The sequence below is a fragment of the Psychrobacter sp. 2Y5 genome (assembly GCF_051847375.1).
Taxonomy (GTDB): Bacteria; Pseudomonadota; Gammaproteobacteria; order Pseudomonadales; family Moraxellaceae; genus Psychrobacter.
In genome coordinates this window covers 14,240-32,145 of sequence record NZ_JBPYDA010000012.1, presented here as the reverse complement: position 1 = coordinate 32,145, position 17,906 = coordinate 14,240, and the positions used below count along the sequence as shown (strand labels likewise).

15 protein-coding genes are annotated in these 17,906 nt (G+C 45.3%); 7 read left to right on the top strand and 8 right to left on the bottom strand.

Annotated elements, in window-relative coordinates; translation table 11 throughout:
* Positions 1-13: 13 nt before the first annotated feature.
* From ACS8E3_RS11540 to ACS8E3_RS11530, 3 genes are read left to right on the top strand one after another with little or no spacing between them, the layout of a single operon-like run.
* Positions 14-2,191, top strand: a complete 2,178-nt coding sequence (locus ACS8E3_RS11540; protein WP_439244338.1) for a 3-hydroxyacyl-CoA dehydrogenase NAD-binding domain-containing protein — start codon at positions 14-16, stop codon at positions 2,189-2,191.
* Positions 2,184-3,293, top strand: coding sequence for a CaiB/BaiF CoA transferase family protein (locus ACS8E3_RS11535; protein ID WP_439244337.1), 1,110 nt, complete (start codon positions 2,184-2,186; stop codon positions 3,291-3,293). Before ACS8E3_RS11540 ends, ACS8E3_RS11535 begins: the two co-directional genes overlap by 8 nt.
* 43 nt (positions 3,294-3,336) lie before the next feature.
* Positions 3,337-5,028 carry an AMP-binding protein gene (locus ACS8E3_RS11530; protein ID WP_439244336.1) on the top strand — a complete coding sequence of 564 codons (1,692 nt, stop codon included), beginning with the start codon at positions 3,337-3,339 and terminating at the stop codon, positions 5,026-5,028.
* Between the two features lie 76 nt (positions 5,029-5,104).
* On the opposite strand, the gene ACS8E3_RS11525 is transcribed toward ACS8E3_RS11530, so the two are convergent.
* Positions 5,105-5,839, bottom strand: coding sequence for a TetR/AcrR family transcriptional regulator (locus tag ACS8E3_RS11525; RefSeq protein WP_439244334.1), 735 nt, complete (start codon positions 5,837-5,839; stop codon positions 5,105-5,107).
* Between the two features lie 222 nt (positions 5,840-6,061).
* Positions 6,062-6,223, bottom strand: a complete 162-nt coding sequence (locus tag ACS8E3_RS11520) for a hypothetical protein (protein ID WP_439244331.1) — start codon at positions 6,221-6,223, stop codon at positions 6,062-6,064.
* Between the two features lie 265 nt (positions 6,224-6,488).
* Between ACS8E3_RS11520 and ACS8E3_RS11515 the strand changes: the two genes are divergently transcribed.
* The gene (locus tag ACS8E3_RS11515; protein WP_439244330.1) at positions 6,489-8,987 is read left to right on the top strand and encodes an SDR family NAD(P)-dependent oxidoreductase; all 2,499 of its coding nucleotides are present in this window, start codon (positions 6,489-6,491) and stop codon (positions 8,985-8,987) included.
* Positions 8,988-9,010: 23 nt separating this feature from the next.
* Here the strand turns inward: ACS8E3_RS11515 and pstB are convergent, their stop codons facing one another.
* From pstB to pstS, 4 genes are all read right to left on the bottom strand, one after another.
* On the bottom strand, positions 9,011-9,790 hold the full coding sequence (gene pstB, locus ACS8E3_RS11510; RefSeq protein WP_439244377.1) for a phosphate ABC transporter ATP-binding protein PstB: 780 nt from the start codon (positions 9,788-9,790) through the stop codon (positions 9,011-9,013).
* 231 nt (positions 9,791-10,021) lie between these two features.
* A complete protein-coding gene (gene pstA / locus ACS8E3_RS11505) occupies positions 10,022-10,936 on the bottom strand; it encodes a phosphate ABC transporter permease PstA (protein ID WP_439244329.1) in 915 nt (304 codons plus the stop codon).
* A 69-nt stretch (positions 10,937-11,005) separates the two neighbouring features.
* Positions 11,006-11,956, bottom strand: coding sequence for a phosphate ABC transporter permease subunit PstC (gene pstC / locus ACS8E3_RS11500; RefSeq protein ID WP_439244327.1), 951 nt, complete (start codon positions 11,954-11,956; stop codon positions 11,006-11,008).
* Positions 11,957-12,000: 44 nt separating this feature from the next.
* Complete coding sequence (gene pstS, locus ACS8E3_RS11495) at positions 12,001-13,152, bottom strand: phosphate ABC transporter substrate-binding protein PstS (RefSeq protein WP_439244325.1); 1,152 nt, start codon at positions 13,150-13,152, stop codon at positions 12,001-12,003.
* 421 nt (positions 13,153-13,573) lie between these two features.
* Between pstS and phoB the strand changes: the two genes are divergently transcribed.
* Together phoB and phoR are read left to right on the top strand one after the other, a co-directional pair.
* Positions 13,574-14,272 (top strand): phosphate regulon transcriptional regulator PhoB, encoded by a 699-nt coding sequence (gene phoB, locus ACS8E3_RS11490; protein ID WP_439244323.1) that lies wholly within the window; start codon positions 13,574-13,576, stop codon positions 14,270-14,272.
* 21 nt (positions 14,273-14,293) lie between these two features.
* Complete coding sequence (gene phoR / locus ACS8E3_RS11485; RefSeq protein WP_439244321.1) at positions 14,294-15,406, top strand: phosphate regulon sensor histidine kinase PhoR; 1,113 nt, start codon at positions 14,294-14,296, stop codon at positions 15,404-15,406.
* Between the two features lie 96 nt (positions 15,407-15,502).
* Here the strand turns inward: phoR and maiA are convergent, their stop codons facing one another.
* Positions 15,503-16,144, bottom strand: coding sequence for a maleylacetoacetate isomerase (gene maiA, locus ACS8E3_RS11480; RefSeq protein ID WP_439244376.1), 642 nt, complete (start codon positions 16,142-16,144; stop codon positions 15,503-15,505).
* 110 nt (positions 16,145-16,254) lie between these two features.
* On the opposite strand from maiA, the gene ACS8E3_RS11475 reads away from it, so the two are divergent.
* Positions 16,255-17,130 (top strand): IclR family transcriptional regulator, encoded by an 876-nt coding sequence (locus ACS8E3_RS11475; protein WP_439244319.1) that lies wholly within the window; start codon positions 16,255-16,257, stop codon positions 17,128-17,130.
* Between the two features lie 74 nt (positions 17,131-17,204).
* On the opposite strand, the gene ACS8E3_RS11470 is transcribed toward ACS8E3_RS11475, so the two are convergent.
* Complete coding sequence (locus ACS8E3_RS11470) at positions 17,205-17,780, bottom strand: VOC family protein (protein WP_439244316.1); 576 nt, start codon at positions 17,778-17,780, stop codon at positions 17,205-17,207.
* Between the last annotated feature and the right edge of the window lie 126 nt (positions 17,781-17,906).

Genomic DNA, 17,906 nt, shown 5'->3' with positions numbered 1-17,906 from the left:
TAAAGGATAAAAAATGACTACAAATACAGATAGCATTGATACTATTAACAATCTAGCTAATTTTTCAGCGCAACGTGATGATGACATCGTTACGGTCAGTATCGATCAAAGCGCGCGCAAAATGAATGTCATCGGCGACGGTTTTACCGAAGCTTTCGCTGTTATGACGGACAGCTTTATCAATGATGAGTCTGCCAAAGGTTTGATTTTGACCTCAGCAAAAGATAGCTTTGTCGTCGGTGCAGATATCGATCAGCTGTCTAACATAGAAACCGCAGAGCAAGCCTTTGATCTGGTTGAAGACTTAAAAGGCAGCCTACGTAAACTTGAAACCTCGGGTAAACCTGTGGTCGCTGCCATGACTGGCACAGCATTGGGCGGCGGCTTGGAGCTTGCTTTAGCCTGTCACTACCGCATTGCGATCGACTCGCCAAAAACCAAGCTGGGCCTGCCTGAAGTCAAGCTTGGCTTGCTACCGGGCGGCGGTGGTACTCAGCGTCTACCAAGACTGGTTGGTATCCAAAAAGCGCTTGAGCTGATGACTCAAGGGGTAGAGTTGCGTCCGTCCGCTGCCAAAGAGATCGGTCTTATCGACGCCACCGCGACGGATAAGGATGATATGTTAGCGCAAGCAAAAGCGTGGATAAAAGCCAATCCAAATGCGCAGCAACCGTGGGACAAAAAAGGCTTCAAAATCCCGGGCGGTGATAGCAAGCATCCAAAAGTGGTGCAAGTATTCTCTATCGCGCCTGCCATGGCCAATCAAAAGTCGCATGGTAACTATCCAGCGATTACCCATATCATGTCCTCTGTCTTTGAAGGCTGCCTAGTAGATATCGATACTGGTCTTGAGCTCGAATCGCGCTATTTTGCTGCTTGCGTGCTGTCAAGCGAATCCAGAAATATGATCAATACCCTCTGGACGCAGCTTAATAGCATTAAAAAAGGTCAGTCACGCCCAGAAGGATATGAGCGTTATAAAACCAAAAAAGTGGGCATTTTGGGCGCTGGCATGATGGGGGCTGGTATCGCTTACGTGTCCGCTAAGGCAGGTATGGAAGTGGTATTGCTCGATACGGCTATCGAAGGCGCTGAAAAGGGCAAAAGCTATTCTACTAAGCTGCTAGACAAGGCTATCAGCCGCGGGCGCTCAACAGAGGACAAAAAACAAGCGTTGCTTGATAAGATCAAAACCACCGTATCTTATGAAGATTTAGAAGGCTGTGATTTAATTATTGAAGCGGTCTTTGAAGATGTGGACATTAAAGCAGAATGTACGCGCAAATCGGAAGCCGTTATTCCAGACACTGCCGTTTATGCCTCTAACACCTCAACCTTGCCTATCACTGAGCTTGCTAAAGCCAGCAAGCGTCCAGATCAGTTCATCGGTCTGCATTTCTTCTCGCCAGTCGATAAGATGCCCTTGGTTGAGATTATCGTCGGTGAACAAACCGATGATGCAACCTTAGCAAAAGCCTTTGACTATGTCGGTCAAATCGGTAAGACGCCAATCGTGGTCAATGATAGTCGCGGCTTCTACACCTCGCGCGTTTTTGGAACTTATGTGTCAGAAGGTATTGCGATGTTAGGTGAGGGTATCCATCCTCGCAGCATCGAAGTAGCAGGTATGAAGTCTGGTATGCCGATGCCGCCGCTGGCGCTACAAGATGAAGTCTCGTTAAGCCTGTCACTACACGTGATGGGGCAGACTAAAAAGGCCATGCAAGCGGAAGGTAAAACCTTTACGCCGCATCCTGCCATGCCAGTGGTTGAAAAAATGGTCAACGAGCTAGGACGCGAAGGTAAAAAAGTCGCCAAAGGCTTTTATGAGTATCCTGAAAAAGGCGACAAGCACTTATGGCCCAAGCTCACCGAACTGTATCTAACAAAAGATGAGCAGCCGTCTCAGCAAGACTTGATAGACCGCCTACTTTACGTCCAAGCCAATGAGACTGCAAAGTGCTTAGAGGAAAACGTCGTCCGTACAGTGGCTGATGCCAACATCGGCTCTATCTTCGGTTGGGGTTTTGCGCCAAACCAAGGGGGTACGTTGCAGTTCATCAACTCAGTAGGCGTCGATAAGTTTGTCGCGCGTAGTCGTGAGCTGGCACAGAAGTATGGCGCACGTTTTGAGCCTGCGCAGATATTAGTGGATATGGCTACGAGTGGCGAGGAGTTTGTAGATGGCTAATCAAGCGGATGCTATGAAAGACTGCTTACAAGGGCTGCGCGTCGTTGATTTGACGCGCAACCTGCCCGGGCCTTTTGCGACTAGGCTGCTTGCAGATTTGGGTGCTGAGATTATAAAAATTGAGCCAAAGGGCGGCGATCCAGCCCGCGCTTTTGGTGAGCTGTTTAGCGCATTGAACCATGGTAAAGAGACCCAAAAAATTGATTTCCGTGATCCAGCAGGTATTGAAGTCATCAAAACGCATCTTAAAGAAAGCGACGTGATGCTCGACAGCTTTCGCCCTGAGGTGCTTGAGGGCATGGGGCTAGATGCTAAGACCTTGCATGCCATTAATCCAAAGCTGGTCATGGTATCTATTACGGGCTATGGCGTAGCTGATGGAATATCTGATGGCAGTGACGATTCTCAAATAGCTCATGACTGGGCGGATAAAGCAGGACACGATATCAACTTTATGGCGATGAGCGGGGTACTCGATCAGTTAAAGACGGCAAATGGCGAGCAGGCTATGCCTAACATCCAGTTTGCCGATTTGGCGGGCGGTAGTGATACCGCTGTCATTGCCCTGCTAGCAGCAGTCTTTGCCGCCCAGCGTACGGGCAAAGGACGCCATGTCGCTGTCAGTATGACCCATAGTTTATATAACCATATGGTCATGCCAAAAGCGACTGGAAAACTGGTTGCGAGCTTTTCTGGCAAAAATCCAAAGCCGCAACATGATTTCTTAGGTGGTCTGTTGCCTTGCTATCGGTTGTACAAAACCGCAGACGGCCGTCATATGGCAGTAGGCTCACTCGAGCTAAAATTCTGGCAAGGGTTATGCGAGGTGTTAGAGCTACCTGAGCTCAAAGACGCTCATTGGCAACGTGGGGTTATGCCCAACCTACCTGAGAGTCAAAAAGCGACAAAAGCGGTCGCTGAAAAGTTTGCCAGTCAGCCTTTAAGTCATTGGCAGCAAGTATTCGCGTCAGCCGATGTTTGTGTGACGCCTGTACTTAGTTTAGAAGAAGCCAAAGCACATGCGTTATTTGCCCATCAAGATAGTCATCACAGCACCTTAGGGTGGCAGATGATTAAGGAATCACGCACAGATAATGCTTGAGAAGTATGAATTCTCTTAAACCAATTACCAAGGAAGGTAAGTTATGGATAAATTTTGGACACAGAGTTATCCAGCGGGGGTCAATGCACATATAGATCGACCACATAGTACCGTGCTAGATATATTCGATGATAAATTGCAAGAATTTGCTGCTCTTGAGTTTACTAGTAATATGGGCGTGAGCTACTCTTATGCGCAAATTGATAAAATGTCATTGAAGATTGCCGCTTGGATTCAAGGTTTGAGACTTGCCAAAGGCTCAGTCATAGGGATTATGATGCCTAACGTCCATCAGTACTTACCTATTGTCATCGGCGTTATACGTGCAGGTATGGTGACCACCTTAATCAACCCATTGTATAGCCCTCGCGAGTTAAAACATCAGCTGATTGACTCCAACGCCTCAGCAATTTTTATCTTAGAACCCTTTTGTAATACGCTCGAGAAAATAGTTGATGAAACCTTAGTCAAGACCGTCGTTATTAGTAAAATTGGCGATATGCTAGGAGCGGCAAAAGGCGGGCTTGTAGATATCGCTGCAAAATATCTAAAAAAAGCCATCCCTAATTATCAGCTTGCATCCAATGCCAGCTATAGTGTCATTAGCTATAAAGGCCTGCTAAAACAAGCGAAATATCTGCCTTATACGCGTCCAGATATTAGCCAAAATGACTTATTAATGTTGCAATATACGGGCGGCACGACAGGTGTTGCCAAGGGTATCTTGATCAATAATAAAAATGTGGTCACGGCGACTTATCAGTACGTTGAATGGTTCAAACCGGTTTATGCTGACATTGCTGATGGCGTTCAGATGAACACCATTATTGCCCTGCCGCTTTATCATATTTATGCTTTTATCTGCTCGATAGTCGGTTTGACGGTAGGTCAGCATCTCACGTTAGTCACTAACCCTCGTGATATTGATAGCTTTATTAAAATATTAAGTAAGCGCCCTTTTCATCTTCTGCCGGGGGTGAACACTTTATTTCAAGCCTTTGTCAATAATCCTAACTTTAAGAAACTAGACTTCTCAGAATGCAAATTGACGGTGGTTGGCGGTATGGCAGCGACTCCTGAAACCGCTAAGCGTTGGCTTGAAGTCACAGGATTACCTATCCTCGAAGGTTGGGGAATGTCAGAGACCTTAGGGGTAGGAACCGCCAATCCGTTTGACGGTACTGAGTACAGTGGCAATGTTGGCTTACCGCTACCTGGAGTCGATATTAGTATCCGAAATGATGAAGGAGAGATTTTAGAGTTAGGTGAGGTGGGCGAGATGTGCATCAAAGGCGATAACGTCATCACAACTTATCATAATATCGACAATGCTAAGTTTTTTACTGCTGACGGCTACCTAAAAACCGGTGACATCGCTTCTATGAATGAGCAAGGCGCTATCAAAATATATGATCGCAAAAAAGATATGATTATCGTCAGCGGCTTTAATGTGTATCCCAATGAAGTCGAAAATATCATCGAGACCCATCCCAAGGTGGCGGAGTGCTCCGTGGTTGGTATGGCTGATAAGCGCCAAGGTCAATCGGTTAAAGCTTATATCGTAAAGGGCGATCCTAGTTTGAATGAAGAAGATATAAAAGCGCTGTGTAAAGAAAATCTAGCCGGCTACAAATGTCCGCGTCATATTGAGTTTATAACCGAGCTACCCAAATCTACTGTCGGTAAAATACTACGTCATGAGCTTAGGAAATCAGCCAATACCGCTGAAATATAGTTTTCAGTCATAAGGTATACATAAGCTGAGCTAAAAAACTCAGCTTTTTACTGTGTGGATTTGTTTAATGATCTGTTCATAGTGCCGATAGCTCAGGCTTAGACATAGAGCGCCACAATATACTAAATAAAGCATCAAAATTTGCGTTCAATGGCTCTTTGGCTTGACGAATAGTTTGCATAATACCAAGGCGACTGATAAACCCCATAAACACATCGAATAAAATGTGCAATGGAACCGTATCAACCAATACTCCGCGCTTTTGACCATCCTCAAGCACACTCAAAAAAGCATTAATAAGCTCTTTGTTATTGTAAATAGCGATGTTATGAAAACGCGCTATTGATACTTTGGATAACACCATCACTGCGTCGGGATGAGTATCGACAAAATCCAAGCAAACCCATAGCGTTTTACGTAGACGATCTTCTACGCTATCAATGCCTTGCAAGTGATCCATCATCCTTGTCGCGAGCCTGCCTAACACTAAATCCATAATGGTATAAAGCACCGTTTGCTTATCGCCAAAATACTTATAGAGCGTCTGTAGCGATACGTTTGCAGCCTTGGCAATTTGTATCATCGTAATATCGCTAGCATCACTACCCGCAAAAAGCTGGCGCACGGCTTTCTCTATTTTATCTAAAGTAGCCGGGCGCATATCGGATAATGGCGCTAGCGCTACAGGTTTGGTTTCACCGTCTACTTTAGAGCTTTCACTATTGATTTTACTGTTTTTACTAGCTGCGTCTGTCTTAGTGCTAGCTTTATGCCTAGTACTGGACTGCGGTTTTGAGCGAGTATTTTTCATAGCTCATTTTCCTTTATACACTGTCTTTTGAATTATTTAATTTTAGAGGTGTTTATAACGATAATTATAATTACCACTATATAATAAATACTTGCGGAATCAGTATTAATTTTATTAAATAGAGATAAGTTATTTTGATTTATATGTGATGTCGGTAAGAAATTAATAGTAACCTTAATTACTATGAATTCTGTAAATACATATTATTCTACTTTAGAAAGATTAGTTATGCTGGTATTCTTTGTCATCGACTCGGGTGAGATTGTCATCATTAGACAGATATACCCAAAGCGCGTCATTGGTTTTAGCAGGATTAAAGGCAAGATTAGGAAGCCTACCGAGCACCTTTGAAAAGGTGATGAGACCAGAGTTGTACGCGCTCATAAGATATCCTTATCTTAGGCGAGGATTATCAGTACCATGCCTTAAAGCATTAGGAGGTTTTTGGCTTAGTGTACACTTGTAAGTCATTATAAAACTTACGATTAGTAGATAATTGTAAGATAATAAATAATCTAAAAGATTACCTCATTTATCATTTTTTGTTATCTATAGTTAAATTAACTTTATTAATGAGGGCTGTTTTATTAGTAGGCTCAGGATGCTTAAGAGAGCTTCAGGCTTTGGCTCATCATGGAGAGGGATTGATATGGATATTAAACGGACTGCAAAACCCAAACGTACGCCTGCCGATCGTATTGCCGATCTGTTATTAGAAGCTGAGCCTACCCGTCAATTCCGTCGAATCAAACGTTTGCTTGCTGGTCGCTCTTTCGCGGACGAGCTGCGCCGAAAAGTGCAAGGCAAGCGTATCTTAGTCACTGGCGCGTCTTCAGGAGTGGGTCGTAGTGCGGCTTTATCTTTGCTTGAAGCTGGTGCACACGTGTTACTCGTCGCGCGCCGTAGCGATAAACTGCAAGAAGTCGCTGACGCCGCGGCTGGCTTTGATGGCAAGGCCTTTATCTATACTTGTGATCTCAGTGAGGATAATGACCGTGAAAACCTCATTGCGCAGGTGATTAAAGAGCATGGCGGTGTCGATACCATCATCAATAATGCCGGTCGCTCTATCCGCCGCACGATTTATGACGCTGCCGAGCGCTTACATGACTATGAGCGCGTCATGAAAATTAATTACTTCGGCGCGATTAACCTCACCATTCCTTTAGTCGATCGCATGCGCATCAGCGGTACTGGCGGCCATGTCATCAATATCTCAACGATGGGCACGCAGCTCTCAGGGACGCCAAGATTTGGCGCTTATATCGCCTCAAAGAACGCGCTAGATGGCTTTGCTGAGAGCGTATCTGCCGAGACTTATAATGATGGTATCAACTGGACGACGGTGCATCTGCCACTCACGCAAACGGAGATGATCGCGCCTGCGCAAAATACTTGGAACGCTTATCCTAAGCTATCAGTTGAAGCCGGCGCGGACATGATTTTGTATGCCGTCGCCTATGAGCCGATACGCGTCTGGCATCCGGGTATTTTGGTGATGGGCGTGATCGATCGTCTATTTACCAAGTCGGCACTTAAATATAAATCGCTTGAGTTTCCAAGATATCAACCAAAAGAGCCGCTACCCAAAGTCGCTATTATTGGCGCTGGCATGTCAGGTATTGCGATGGCCAAAGCGCTAAAAGAAGCCGGAACCTCCAATTTTGTGATGTATGAAAAAGCGGACGCTGTGGGCGGTACTTGGCGGGATAATACTTATCCGGGCCTTGCTTGTGATGTTCCTGCGCATTTTTATTGTTATAAAGATGAGCTATCGCCAAAGTGGAGCCATGTATTTGCGCCCGGTAAAGAGCTGCGCGATTACTTTGAATACGTCACCGAAAAACGCGGCTTGACCGAACACATTAAATTCAATACTGAAATTGACGCAGCCAAATTTGAAGACGGTCGCTGGCAGATCAGCACTAAAGCTGGCGAGACTGACGAAGCTGACGTGCTAGTTTGTGCCACAGGAGTACTGCATCATCCTAATATGCCAGATATCAAAGGTATAGAAACCTTTGCAGGCGCAAGCTTTCATAGCGCGCGTTGGGATCATAGCGTTGATTTAGAGGGTAAGCGTGTTGGTATCATCGGTAATGGCTCAACTGGCGTGCAAATACTCAGTGCATTATCCGAGCAGTGCGCGCAAGTGACTTTGTTTCAGCGCAGCGCGCAGTGGGTCATTAGCGCGCCGAACCCAGAGATTCCTAAACCGCTACGCACGCTAGCGGCAAAAGTACCTGCCATTCAGCGCTTGGCTTATAATGCTTCAGGTAAGCTATTTACCAATTTATTTCAAGCGCCATTGACACCTGGGTGGCAGCGGTCTTTCTTTAGTAAGGGTGCTAAGGGCAGTCTATCCCGAGTGGCTAACGATGGTTTGCGCGCGCGCTTGACGCCAGATTATGCACCGATGTGTAAGCGCATGATTTCTTCCCCGACCTTCTATAAAGCAGTACAGCAGCCCAATGTTGAGGTTTGCACCACCCATATCGAACGTATCGATCCAAAGGGCGTGATGACCAAAGACGGTCAACTACATGAGTTTGATATTTTAGTCTTCGCTACGGGCTTTCATGCGCAGTCTTATATGCGTCCAATGCAAGTGACAGGGCGTGATAGTATCGCCTTAGATGCCGCTTGGAACGAGGGACCCATTGCCCATAACACTACGATGATCCCAGGATTCCCTAATTTATTCACACTGATGGGACCTAACAGTCCTATTGGTAACTCCTCATTGGTGCCTATCGCCGAAGCGCAAGCCCAGTATGTCATAAACTGGATGGATCGCATGCGCCGTGAAGGTATTAGCGAGATTGAGCCGACTGTAGAGGCCACCGACGCCTTTTATGAAGAAGTGAACGAGGCGCTCGGGACGACAGTGTGGACGAGCGGTTGTAATAGCTGGTATCTGCATGAGGATGGTCGCCCCATCTTATGGCCATGGCCGCTTGATGAACTTACCCGTCGTCTTACGCAAATCATCGAGTCCGATTTTCATATCAAGCGTGATGACAAGGCCGACGCCAAGATTGCAGACGGCTATAGTGCCGATTCAATTGAAGAGTTCAACAGTCAACTACTTAAACCCGATACCTTGAGTCCTCGGCCAGATTTGGCGGATAATGCCTCAACCAGCTAAACCGGGTTTAAAGCAACAGCCACTTAGCCATAACGACCGGTAATATAATCTTCAGTCGCTTTTTGTGCTGGATTGGTAAACATTTGATGGGTATCACCCATCTCTATCATGTCGCCTAAATACATATAAGCAGTGTAGTCGGAGACGCGCGCGGCCTGCTGCATATTGTGCGTTACGATAGCAATGGTATAGTCGTTTTTTAAATCGCTAATCAAATCTTCAATCGCACCAGTAGAGAGCGGGTCAAGCGCTGATGTTGGCTCATCTAATAGCAAAACCTCAGGCTTCGTTGCTACTGCGCGGGCGATACAAAGTCGCTGCTGCTGTCCGCCAGATAATGACAAGCCTGATGCTTTAAGCTTGTCCTTCACCTCAGGCCATAACGCCGCTTTTTTAAGCGCCCACTCGACACGCTCATTTAGCTCTGCTTTGCTGAGCTTTTCATAGAGGCGAACGCCAAATGCGACGTTGTCATAAATGGACATCGGGAAGGGTGTAGGCTTTTGAAAGACCATGCCGACTTGTGCCCGCAGCAAATTAACATCGGTATCTTTTGCCAAAATGTTTTGACCATCGAGGGTGATTTGACCTTCAGCATGCATACTCGGATACAAGTCGTACATACGGTTAAAGGTACGTAGCAGCGTTGACTTTCCGCAGCCTGATGGGCCGATAAAAGCGGTGACCTTTTTTTCTGCAATATCAATATTGATATTTTTTAACGCTTGAAAATCGCCATAATAAAAATCCAAATCGCTAATAGTCATCTTGGCAGGCGGCATGTTGTCAGGCATATCTGTCATAGTTTGTTTGATAAGATGGGCGATGTCTGGTTGAATATCCTGATTATTATCAAACATAGCGTCATCTAGTAAACAACGTTTGCGGCTTGTATGTGTTAACGGTTTAGTTGCTCTTCTTTCTAATACATCAGTCATAATAGTATCCTCTTCTTTTAAAACTTTATTAATTTGAAAGCTTATTAAATGCAGGTATGGTTTCTACTCTTAGCCTTGTAGCTGGTTAGCCTTAAGCTATCTGCTATGGTCTTGCCCGCCGATAAAGCGCGCGGCAATATTTAATAGCAAGACCGTCGCAGTAATGAGCAGCGCCGCCGCCCAAGCTAATGCATGCCAATTGTCATAAGGGCTCATGGCAAATTGATAAATCGTATTGGGTAAATTGGCCATTGGCCCACTCATATCGGTACTGAAGTATTGGTTGTTCAGCGCGGTAAATAGCAAGGGCGCGGTCTCACCAGTAATACGCGCGAAAGCGAGCAGCACACCGGTGGTCAGACCTGCTTTGGCGGCTTTAAGCGTCACGGTACTGACCAGCTTCCATTTTGGTGTGCCCAGTGCATAAGCCGCTTCGCGCAAAGTATTGGGCACTAGGTTTAGCATGTTTTCCGTCGTACGCACGACAATAGGAATGACAATTAGCGCTAGTGCCAACGCACCGGCCCAACCTGAAAAGCTCTGTCCTTTAACCATCAGCGCATAAACAAACAGACCAATCACGATAGATGGCGCGGACAATAAAATATCATTTAAGAATCGAGTAACCTTACCGAGCATACTGCCATTTGAAAACTCTGCTAAATAAATGCCAGCCATCATGCCCACTGGTGCGCCAATCGCTAATCCTGACACCGCCAATAGCGCTGAGCCAATAATGGCGTTGCGTAGACCACCTTCGGCCATTGGAGGCGGGGTATCTGCGCTAAAGACAGGCATCTCTATTAACCCTTGCAAGCCTTCCACAAACAGCGTAAATAAAATCCAAACTAGCCAAAATAGGCCAAATATAAGCGCTGATAAGGCAAAACCAAGCCCCAATCTATTGATAAAACGGCGCTTGTTATAAAGACGCTTGTTATAGCGATCTTCAAAGCGTACAGAAGGCTGGCTTGGCTGCGTAGTTTGCGTGGTGACTGGTGCGAAAGTCATGAAGTGTTTGTCCTTCTTAGGTCAAATAATTGCTGCTGTATCTTTGTTATATTGAAATTATTAGCGGTATCAATTGCCTGCTTTTTGGTCAATACGCATCAGCATGAGCTTAGATATTGATAAAACGATAAAGGTAATCACAAACAGTATTAATCCTAAATGCAGTAGTGACGCTAAGTGCAACTCACTGGACGCTTCAGCAAACTCATTGGCTAGCGCTGAAGTAATGGTCACTCCAGAGGTGAATAGACTGGGGCTGATATTAAAAGCATTACCAATCAAGAAAGTAACAGCCATCGTCTCGCCAAGCGCCCGACCAAGTCCCAAAATCACGCCACCAACCACACCTGTTTTGGTATAAGGCAAGATAATTTTGAACATTACCTCCCAAGTGGTGGCACCCATGCCGTACGCCGATTCTTTTAGCAGGTCTGGCACCACAGAAAAAACATCGCGCATAGTAGCGGCGATAAAGGGAATAATCATAATTGCCAGTATTAACGAGGCGGTAAATAGTCCCAGTCCCATCGGCGCTCCGGTAAAAACCTGACCAATAATAGGTAGGGGGCCAATATTTTCAATAAACCAAGGCTGAACGTGATCACCAAAAAACGGCGCAAAAACAAACAACCCCCACATACCGTAGATGATGGAAGGGATACCTGCCAGCAGCTCGATGGCAATACCCAATGGCTTTTTCAAAAAATTGGGGCAAAGTTCCGTTAAAAAGATGGCAATCCCAAAGCTGACTGGCACGGCAATACAGAGAGCGATGAGCGAAGTGACTACCGTTCCGTAAATGGGGGCAAGCGCACCGTATTGATCGTTAACCGTATCCCAATTGTTGCTGGTATAAAATCCCAAGCCAAACTCAGTGATACTTGGCCACGCACCGATTATCAATGACAGCAGGATGCCGCCAAGCGACAACAGCACCAAAATTGCAAATGCTTTGGTGGCGTTGACAAATACTGCGTCAAAGCGTTTTTGTTTTGTCAGTTGCGATTTTAGATCTGCCATAAAAGCCTCAATAATCTAATAAGCTTGCTTGATGAGGGGTAGTATTAATTGCTTTGAGTTGCGGTATAAACAGGCTTACCTTCGCCGTCTACCACCTCGTTCCATTTCGCTTTAAATAAAGCCACGGCCGTATCTGAAAAAGGTACGTAATCAAGGCTCATTGCATCATCATCGCCCTGAGCATAAGCCCAATCGAAAAAGTTAAGAACACCTGCCACTTGTTTGGCATCTTGCGGCTGTTTGTGAACTAAGATAAAGGTAGCAGCAGCGATAGGCCATGCTTGTTCGGTCTCAGAGTTGGTGATGACTTTATAAAAGCCTTCTTGCTTTGACCAATCGATGTCGCCAGCGGCGGCGAATGTCTGCGCAGAAGGCTGTACAACGTTGCCAGCGGCATTTTTTAGGGCAACGTGTGACATGCCATTTTGCTTCGCATAGGCGTATTCAACGTAGCCGATGGAGTTATTCATACGCGTTACATAGCTTGAGACGCCCTCGTTGCCTTTACCGCCTGCACCAGTGGCTGAGGTAGGCCATTTCACCGTTTTATCAACGCCAACGCTATCCTTCCAGTCGTTTGAAACTTTGGCTAGATAATCTGTAAAGTTAAATGTCGTACCCGAACCGTCTGAACGGAACACTGTCGTAATAGCTGCGTCAGGAAGGCTTAAATCGGGATTCATGGCTGCAATGGCAGGGTCATTCCAGTTGTTGATTTTGCCAAGATAGATGTCAGCGAGCATTTTTCCATCGAGTTTTAACTCACCTGGCTCAATGCCATCGATATTGACGACAGGAACCACGCCGCCGATAACGGTCGGAAATTGAATCAGACCCGCTTCGTTTAACTCGCTTGGCGTCATCGGCGCATCGGATGCGCCAAAATCAACGGTTTTTGCGATGATTTGTTTGATACCACCTGATGAACCAATCGATTGATAGTTCACTTGACCGCCTGTTGCTTTATGATAGGCATCTGACCATTTAGCATAGATAGGCTGCGGAAAAGAAGCACCCGCACCGGTGATATTCATCGACACGTTTTCAGCTGATTTAGTATTAGAATTGTCGGTAGCAGTGGTGGTTGATTGCGCCGAAGGAGTTGGCTCATTGCTTTCATTGTTATCGGGAGTTTGGTTACAAGCAGCTAAGGTCAAGGTACTTGCGACTGCTAAAGCTATGAATGAATAACGCATTATTTCTCCTAAAAGGTAATCAGATTTAAGTATTGGGCGTTTACAAATAATAAGATTGATTTCGGTTTTTTATAAATGGTGCTTTATTTATACTGCTTTACTAAAAATATTTTGCTACAAAGACGCTTGGTGGTCGATGAACCCATTGTGCCGAGCAAATATGACAGTTTGATGAAATAAGATATTTTTTTGGAAAAGTCATTTAATTAAAATAGAGGTGTGATAAAGGGCAGAGCTACGGCTAATAGCGGCTGATATCTAGAGTAAAAGTCGTTATGATGTGAGATGAGTTTTTTGTCAGCAACGGTTTGAGGGTAAATGTCATCAAACTGTCATAATTAGGCGGTTTAATGGCCAGATAGTTATTGTTTTAATTATTTCTACGTTTTTTAACTTTGTCTTTCAATAATGAGGCGATGGCATGCGCAATGAGCAGATTTTGATTGTCGAAGATGAACCTGCAATTCGTGAGATGGTGGTGATGACGCTAGAGATGGCGGGCTTTGAGAGTTTAGAAGCGACTGATGTTGCAGAGGCGCATCAACAAGTTGTGGATCACAGACCGGCGCTTATTTTGCTAGATTGGATGTTACCGGGTGATAAGAGCGGTATTGATTTTTGCCGCATGCTCAAAAGCAATGAGCTGTTGGCTGAGATACCCGTGATTATGCTGACCGCCAAAAGTGAAGAGGATAGTAAGGTGCATGGACTTGATGCGGGCGCTGATGACTATATGACCAAACCTTTCTCTACGCGTGAATTAATCTCAAGAATCAAAGCCGTGTTACGTCGTAGTCGTGCGCTTAGTGGCGATAAGCCAATTGAAATCGGCAAGCTGAGTCTCGATCCTAAAAGCCAACGGGTGAGTGCAAACGATACACTTATCGAGCTTGGTCCAACAGAGTATCGACTGCTGGCATTTTTTATGAGTCATCCGGAGCGTGCTTATACGCGCACCCAACTGCTCGATCAGGTGTGGGGCGGCAATGTCTATATCGAGGATCGCACGATTGATGTGCACATTCGGCGTTTACGCAAATTACTCCAGCCTCATGATTGTAGTACCTTGATTCAAACGGTTCGCGGTACCGGTTATCGTTTTTCTAGTTTGGCTCAATAAAGATAAGGAGTATGTATCATAATGCTTAGAGAAAACGCATCACAGGATAACGCACCAAAGAATAACGAACAGCAAGAAAACCAAAATCAGCTCGCCCTGCAAAATTCCACCGATCAGCTTAAAAAAATCAGAAGTGCCTTACGTGCCCTGCGAGATGCGGTCATCTTGTTAAATGACGATGATGGTTTGGAGTGGTGGAATCAGGTCGCCGAAGATTTATTATTATTACAGTCAGCGGATCATGGCAAAAGTATCTTTGATTTTATCGATGTTCCTGAGTTTCGCCAGTATTATCAGAGTACAGAGACATCTGATGATGGGGTGAATATAGCATCGTGGCGTGACCCTAACCGTTATCTCAAATGTGAACTCACGCCTTTTGGCGATGAGAAGTTGCTGATTATTTATGATGTGACCCGCTTACAACACCTAGAGCAAATGCGCCGCGACTTTGTGGCCAATGTTTCTCATGAGCTACGAACGCCGTTAACCGTGCTGATGGGATATTTGGAGAATTTTTCTGATCAGCCTGATATACCAGCGCAGTGGCGACGCGGTTTTGAGCTGATGACGCAGCAGACTGCGCGCATGAATAGAGTGGTCAACGATTTGTTGTTATTGTCTCGGATTGAGATCGAAGAGACCCATGAGCTGCATTATATCGATATGACTAAGCTGCTCACTCAGGTTTATGATGATGCGCAGGCGTATAATCAGGAGTATGACCATACGCTGCACTTGCAGATAGACACCTACGATGGCCTCTATGGTTCAGAGATGTATTTAAACAGTGCTTTGTCTAATTTAGTTATCAATGCCATTAAATATACACCAAAACAAGGTGATATCGTCATCAGTTGGTGCAAGACGTCAGGAGGTTGCCGGTTTGCGGTTGCTGATAATGGGATTGGTATTGCCCCAAACCATGTGGCCCGTTTGACCGAGCGCTTTTATCGAGTCGATAGCGGTCGTAGTCGAGCCACAGGTGGGACTGGATTGGGACTAGCGATTGTAAAGCATGTGCTTTATCAATATGATACTACTTTGCAAATTGAGTCGGTAGAAGGGCAGGGCTCAACCTTTAGTGCTATCTTCCCAGCGGCGCATGTACGGGTGGCTGCTAGTAACGAATAATAATACAGCCGATACAAGCGCCAATATGTTTTTGTCACGCCGTCTATATTTTGTCTATGACTATATAGTCTCTATATTGTCACGCAGCCTATATGGTTACTGAGGGGCATCAGGCTGCATCATAGGATCAGCGTTACCAAAGGCTTTTAGCGTACGACAATGCGTGTCAACAGCAACAATATTAGGATAAGCATTTAGATCGACTTTGAAACGACGAGCCGAAGAAACCTGCGGAATCAGGTAACAGTCTGCCAAAGTAGGACTATCGCCATGGCAGAAATCCCCACGCGCCTCATCCGCGGCTAAGCGCTTCTCTAGTGCGGCAAAACCATCGCTCATCCAGCGATTACACCACGCCATAACGTCCTCTTCTTCCACTGATAGCTCATTACGTAGATATTGCAGTATGCGCCGATTATTGATCGGGTGCATATCACAGCCGATCATAGCACTGATAGCGCGTACCTGCATGCGCCCAGCGGCGTCTTTAGGCAGCAACGCAGGCGTAGGATAGACTTCTTCTAACCACTCCAAGATAGCAGGGCTTTGATACAAGAGTAAATCGTCGGTTTGCAGCACAGGCACTAACCCTTGTGGATTCAGCGCTTTAAAATCAGCCTCCAACTGCTTATCCTTCGCTAGATTGACCGACACATTATCATAATCTAAGCCTTTTAAGTTTAGCGCTATACGCGTGCGATACGCGGTACTACTACGAAAATAGCCATAAAGTGTCATCATTATAAAATCCTTTTATTATGTTATGTTGTATATAAGGCAGGTGATATGGTTATAATCACCTCTACCACCGCTACTTTCAAACTTTTAAAAATGCAATCGAGCCAAACATGCCAGCAGCTAAAAACCCTGTAGATAAGCCTATGAGCGCAAATAAAACCCAAAACGGCGTCCAATCACTAGAAGTGGGGCTATCGATATTAGATGTGCTTATCGATTATAACGAGCCTATGATGCTAAAGGACATCGCGCAAGCGATACAGATGCATCCTGCTAAGTGCCATCGTTATTTGGTCAGCCTGATCCGCACAGACTACGCGCGTAAGCTCGATGATGGCCGCTATGGTCTTGGCGATAGAGTCAGTTCATTGGCAGCTCTAAGCGCAATGGGACATACAGGGCTTAATTCTAACAATATCTTAGAGCGGCTCACTTATATTGCCAATGATATTCAAAAAATGACAAATTGCGCGGTACAAATCGCTAAATGGTTCAATGAAGGCCCTATTATCATTCAGTCTGTCGAACCTGATAGTCCCATCAGTATCATCACGCGTATTGGCTCACGTATGCCGCTGACAACATCGGCTACAGGTCAGCTGTTTGCCAGCTATCAGCCTGACGCTATCATCAAATCGCTGGTCATCGCCGAATGGCAAACGAGTGATGCCGCGCTAATAGCAAAAAAATGGCAGCATTTTACGCAATTACAAGCTCAAATTCGCCAGCAAGGGTATGCAACAGTAACAGGTGATATGCTGATGGGTATCAATGCTATTACCATTCCTGTACTCTTACCAGCGCCTGATCGTACGAATAATATGGACAGTACCGATAAATCTACCAATAGTCGCTCGTTTACTGAACATCCCCCGTTAGAGTATGCGATTACCGTTATTGGCACTACAGAGCAGCTACCGATGAGCGCCAAGCATAACGTGGTTGAGCAGATCATGGCCATCGCACAGCGCTATCAAATTGCGTAGCGACTGCTTTATCTTATGAACAATGAATCTTTATAAACAGCTACTGACTTATCTAAGTGAGTATCAGTGCAGCCTTATTCACCGGCAGGCGCGACCTCTCTTGCTTCTGCCAATTCCTCAGCGTGTAAGAACTGTGTATGGGCGGGAGCACGCTTGGTACGTGACCACTCATCAAGCATGTCTTGTTTAATATCTTCGGTAATCATAGACACTTTGTCTTCTGAGGTCGGGTCATCATAAGTCAGCTCTAGACGATGACCATTGGGATCGAAGAAATAAATAGAATGGAAAATGCCGTGGTTGGTCACCCCTATAACATCAACTCCGCCATCTTCTAATTGCTTCTTGGCCGCTATCAAAGTATCGCGGTCTTTCACTTTCAGCGCCAAATGTTGAACCCAGTTCGGGGTATTAGGATCAAAGCCCATCTCAGGCTGATTAGGCACTTCAAAAAATGCTAGTACGTTGCCATTACCTGCATCTAAAAATACATGCATGTAAGGGTCAAAGGCTTTTGTTGAGGGCACATGATCTTCGGCAAAGGCTAAAATAAAATTCATGTTTAAGTGCTTTTGGTACCATTCGACGGTTTCTTTAGCATCTTTGCAGCGATAGGCCACGTGATGGATCTTTTCAATTTGAAAACTCATATCAAACTCCTTTTGATAAGGTGATGCAATGTATACCTATCAATGAGCTATCAATAGTTATGAATATAAATCAATGGCTATTGATAGCTTAATTGTATTGTTTGCACACCTTTTTATAGGTAAGCG

Coding starts and splice junctions, on each gene's coding strand:
- ACS8E3_RS11540 (WP_439244338.1), top strand. CDS start 14: ATGACTACAAATACAGATAGCATTGATACTATTAACAATCTAGCTAAT.
- ACS8E3_RS11535 (WP_439244337.1), top strand. CDS start 2,184: ATGGCTAATCAAGCGGATGCTATGAAAGACTGCTTACAAGGGCTGCGC.
- ACS8E3_RS11530 (WP_439244336.1), top strand. CDS start 3,337: ATGGATAAATTTTGGACACAGAGTTATCCAGCGGGGGTCAATGCACAT.
- ACS8E3_RS11525 (WP_439244334.1), bottom strand. CDS start 5,839: ATGAAAAATACTCGCTCAAAACCGCAGTCCAGTACTAGGCATAAAGCT.
- ACS8E3_RS11520 (WP_439244331.1), bottom strand. CDS start 6,223: ATGAGCGCGTACAACTCTGGTCTCATCACCTTTTCAAAGGTGCTCGGT.
- ACS8E3_RS11515 (WP_439244330.1), top strand. CDS start 6,489: ATGGATATTAAACGGACTGCAAAACCCAAACGTACGCCTGCCGATCGT.
- pstB (WP_439244377.1), bottom strand. CDS start 9,790: ATGACAGATATGCCTGACAACATGCCGCCTGCCAAGATGACTATTAGC.
- pstA (WP_439244329.1), bottom strand. CDS start 10,936: ATGACTTTCGCACCAGTCACCACGCAAACTACGCAGCCAAGCCAGCCT.
- pstC (WP_439244327.1), bottom strand. CDS start 11,956: ATGGCAGATCTAAAATCGCAACTGACAAAACAAAAACGCTTTGACGCA.
- pstS (WP_439244325.1), bottom strand. CDS start 13,152: ATGCGTTATTCATTCATAGCTTTAGCAGTCGCAAGTACCTTGACCTTA.
- phoB (WP_439244323.1), top strand. CDS start 13,574: ATGCGCAATGAGCAGATTTTGATTGTCGAAGATGAACCTGCAATTCGT.
- phoR (WP_439244321.1), top strand. CDS start 14,294: ATGCTTAGAGAAAACGCATCACAGGATAACGCACCAAAGAATAACGAA.
- maiA (WP_439244376.1), bottom strand. CDS start 16,144: ATGACACTTTATGGCTATTTTCGTAGTAGTACCGCGTATCGCACGCGT.
- ACS8E3_RS11475 (WP_439244319.1), top strand. CDS start 16,255: ATGCCAGCAGCTAAAAACCCTGTAGATAAGCCTATGAGCGCAAATAAA.
- ACS8E3_RS11470 (WP_439244316.1), bottom strand. CDS start 17,780: ATGAGTTTTCAAATTGAAAAGATCCATCACGTGGCCTATCGCTGCAAA.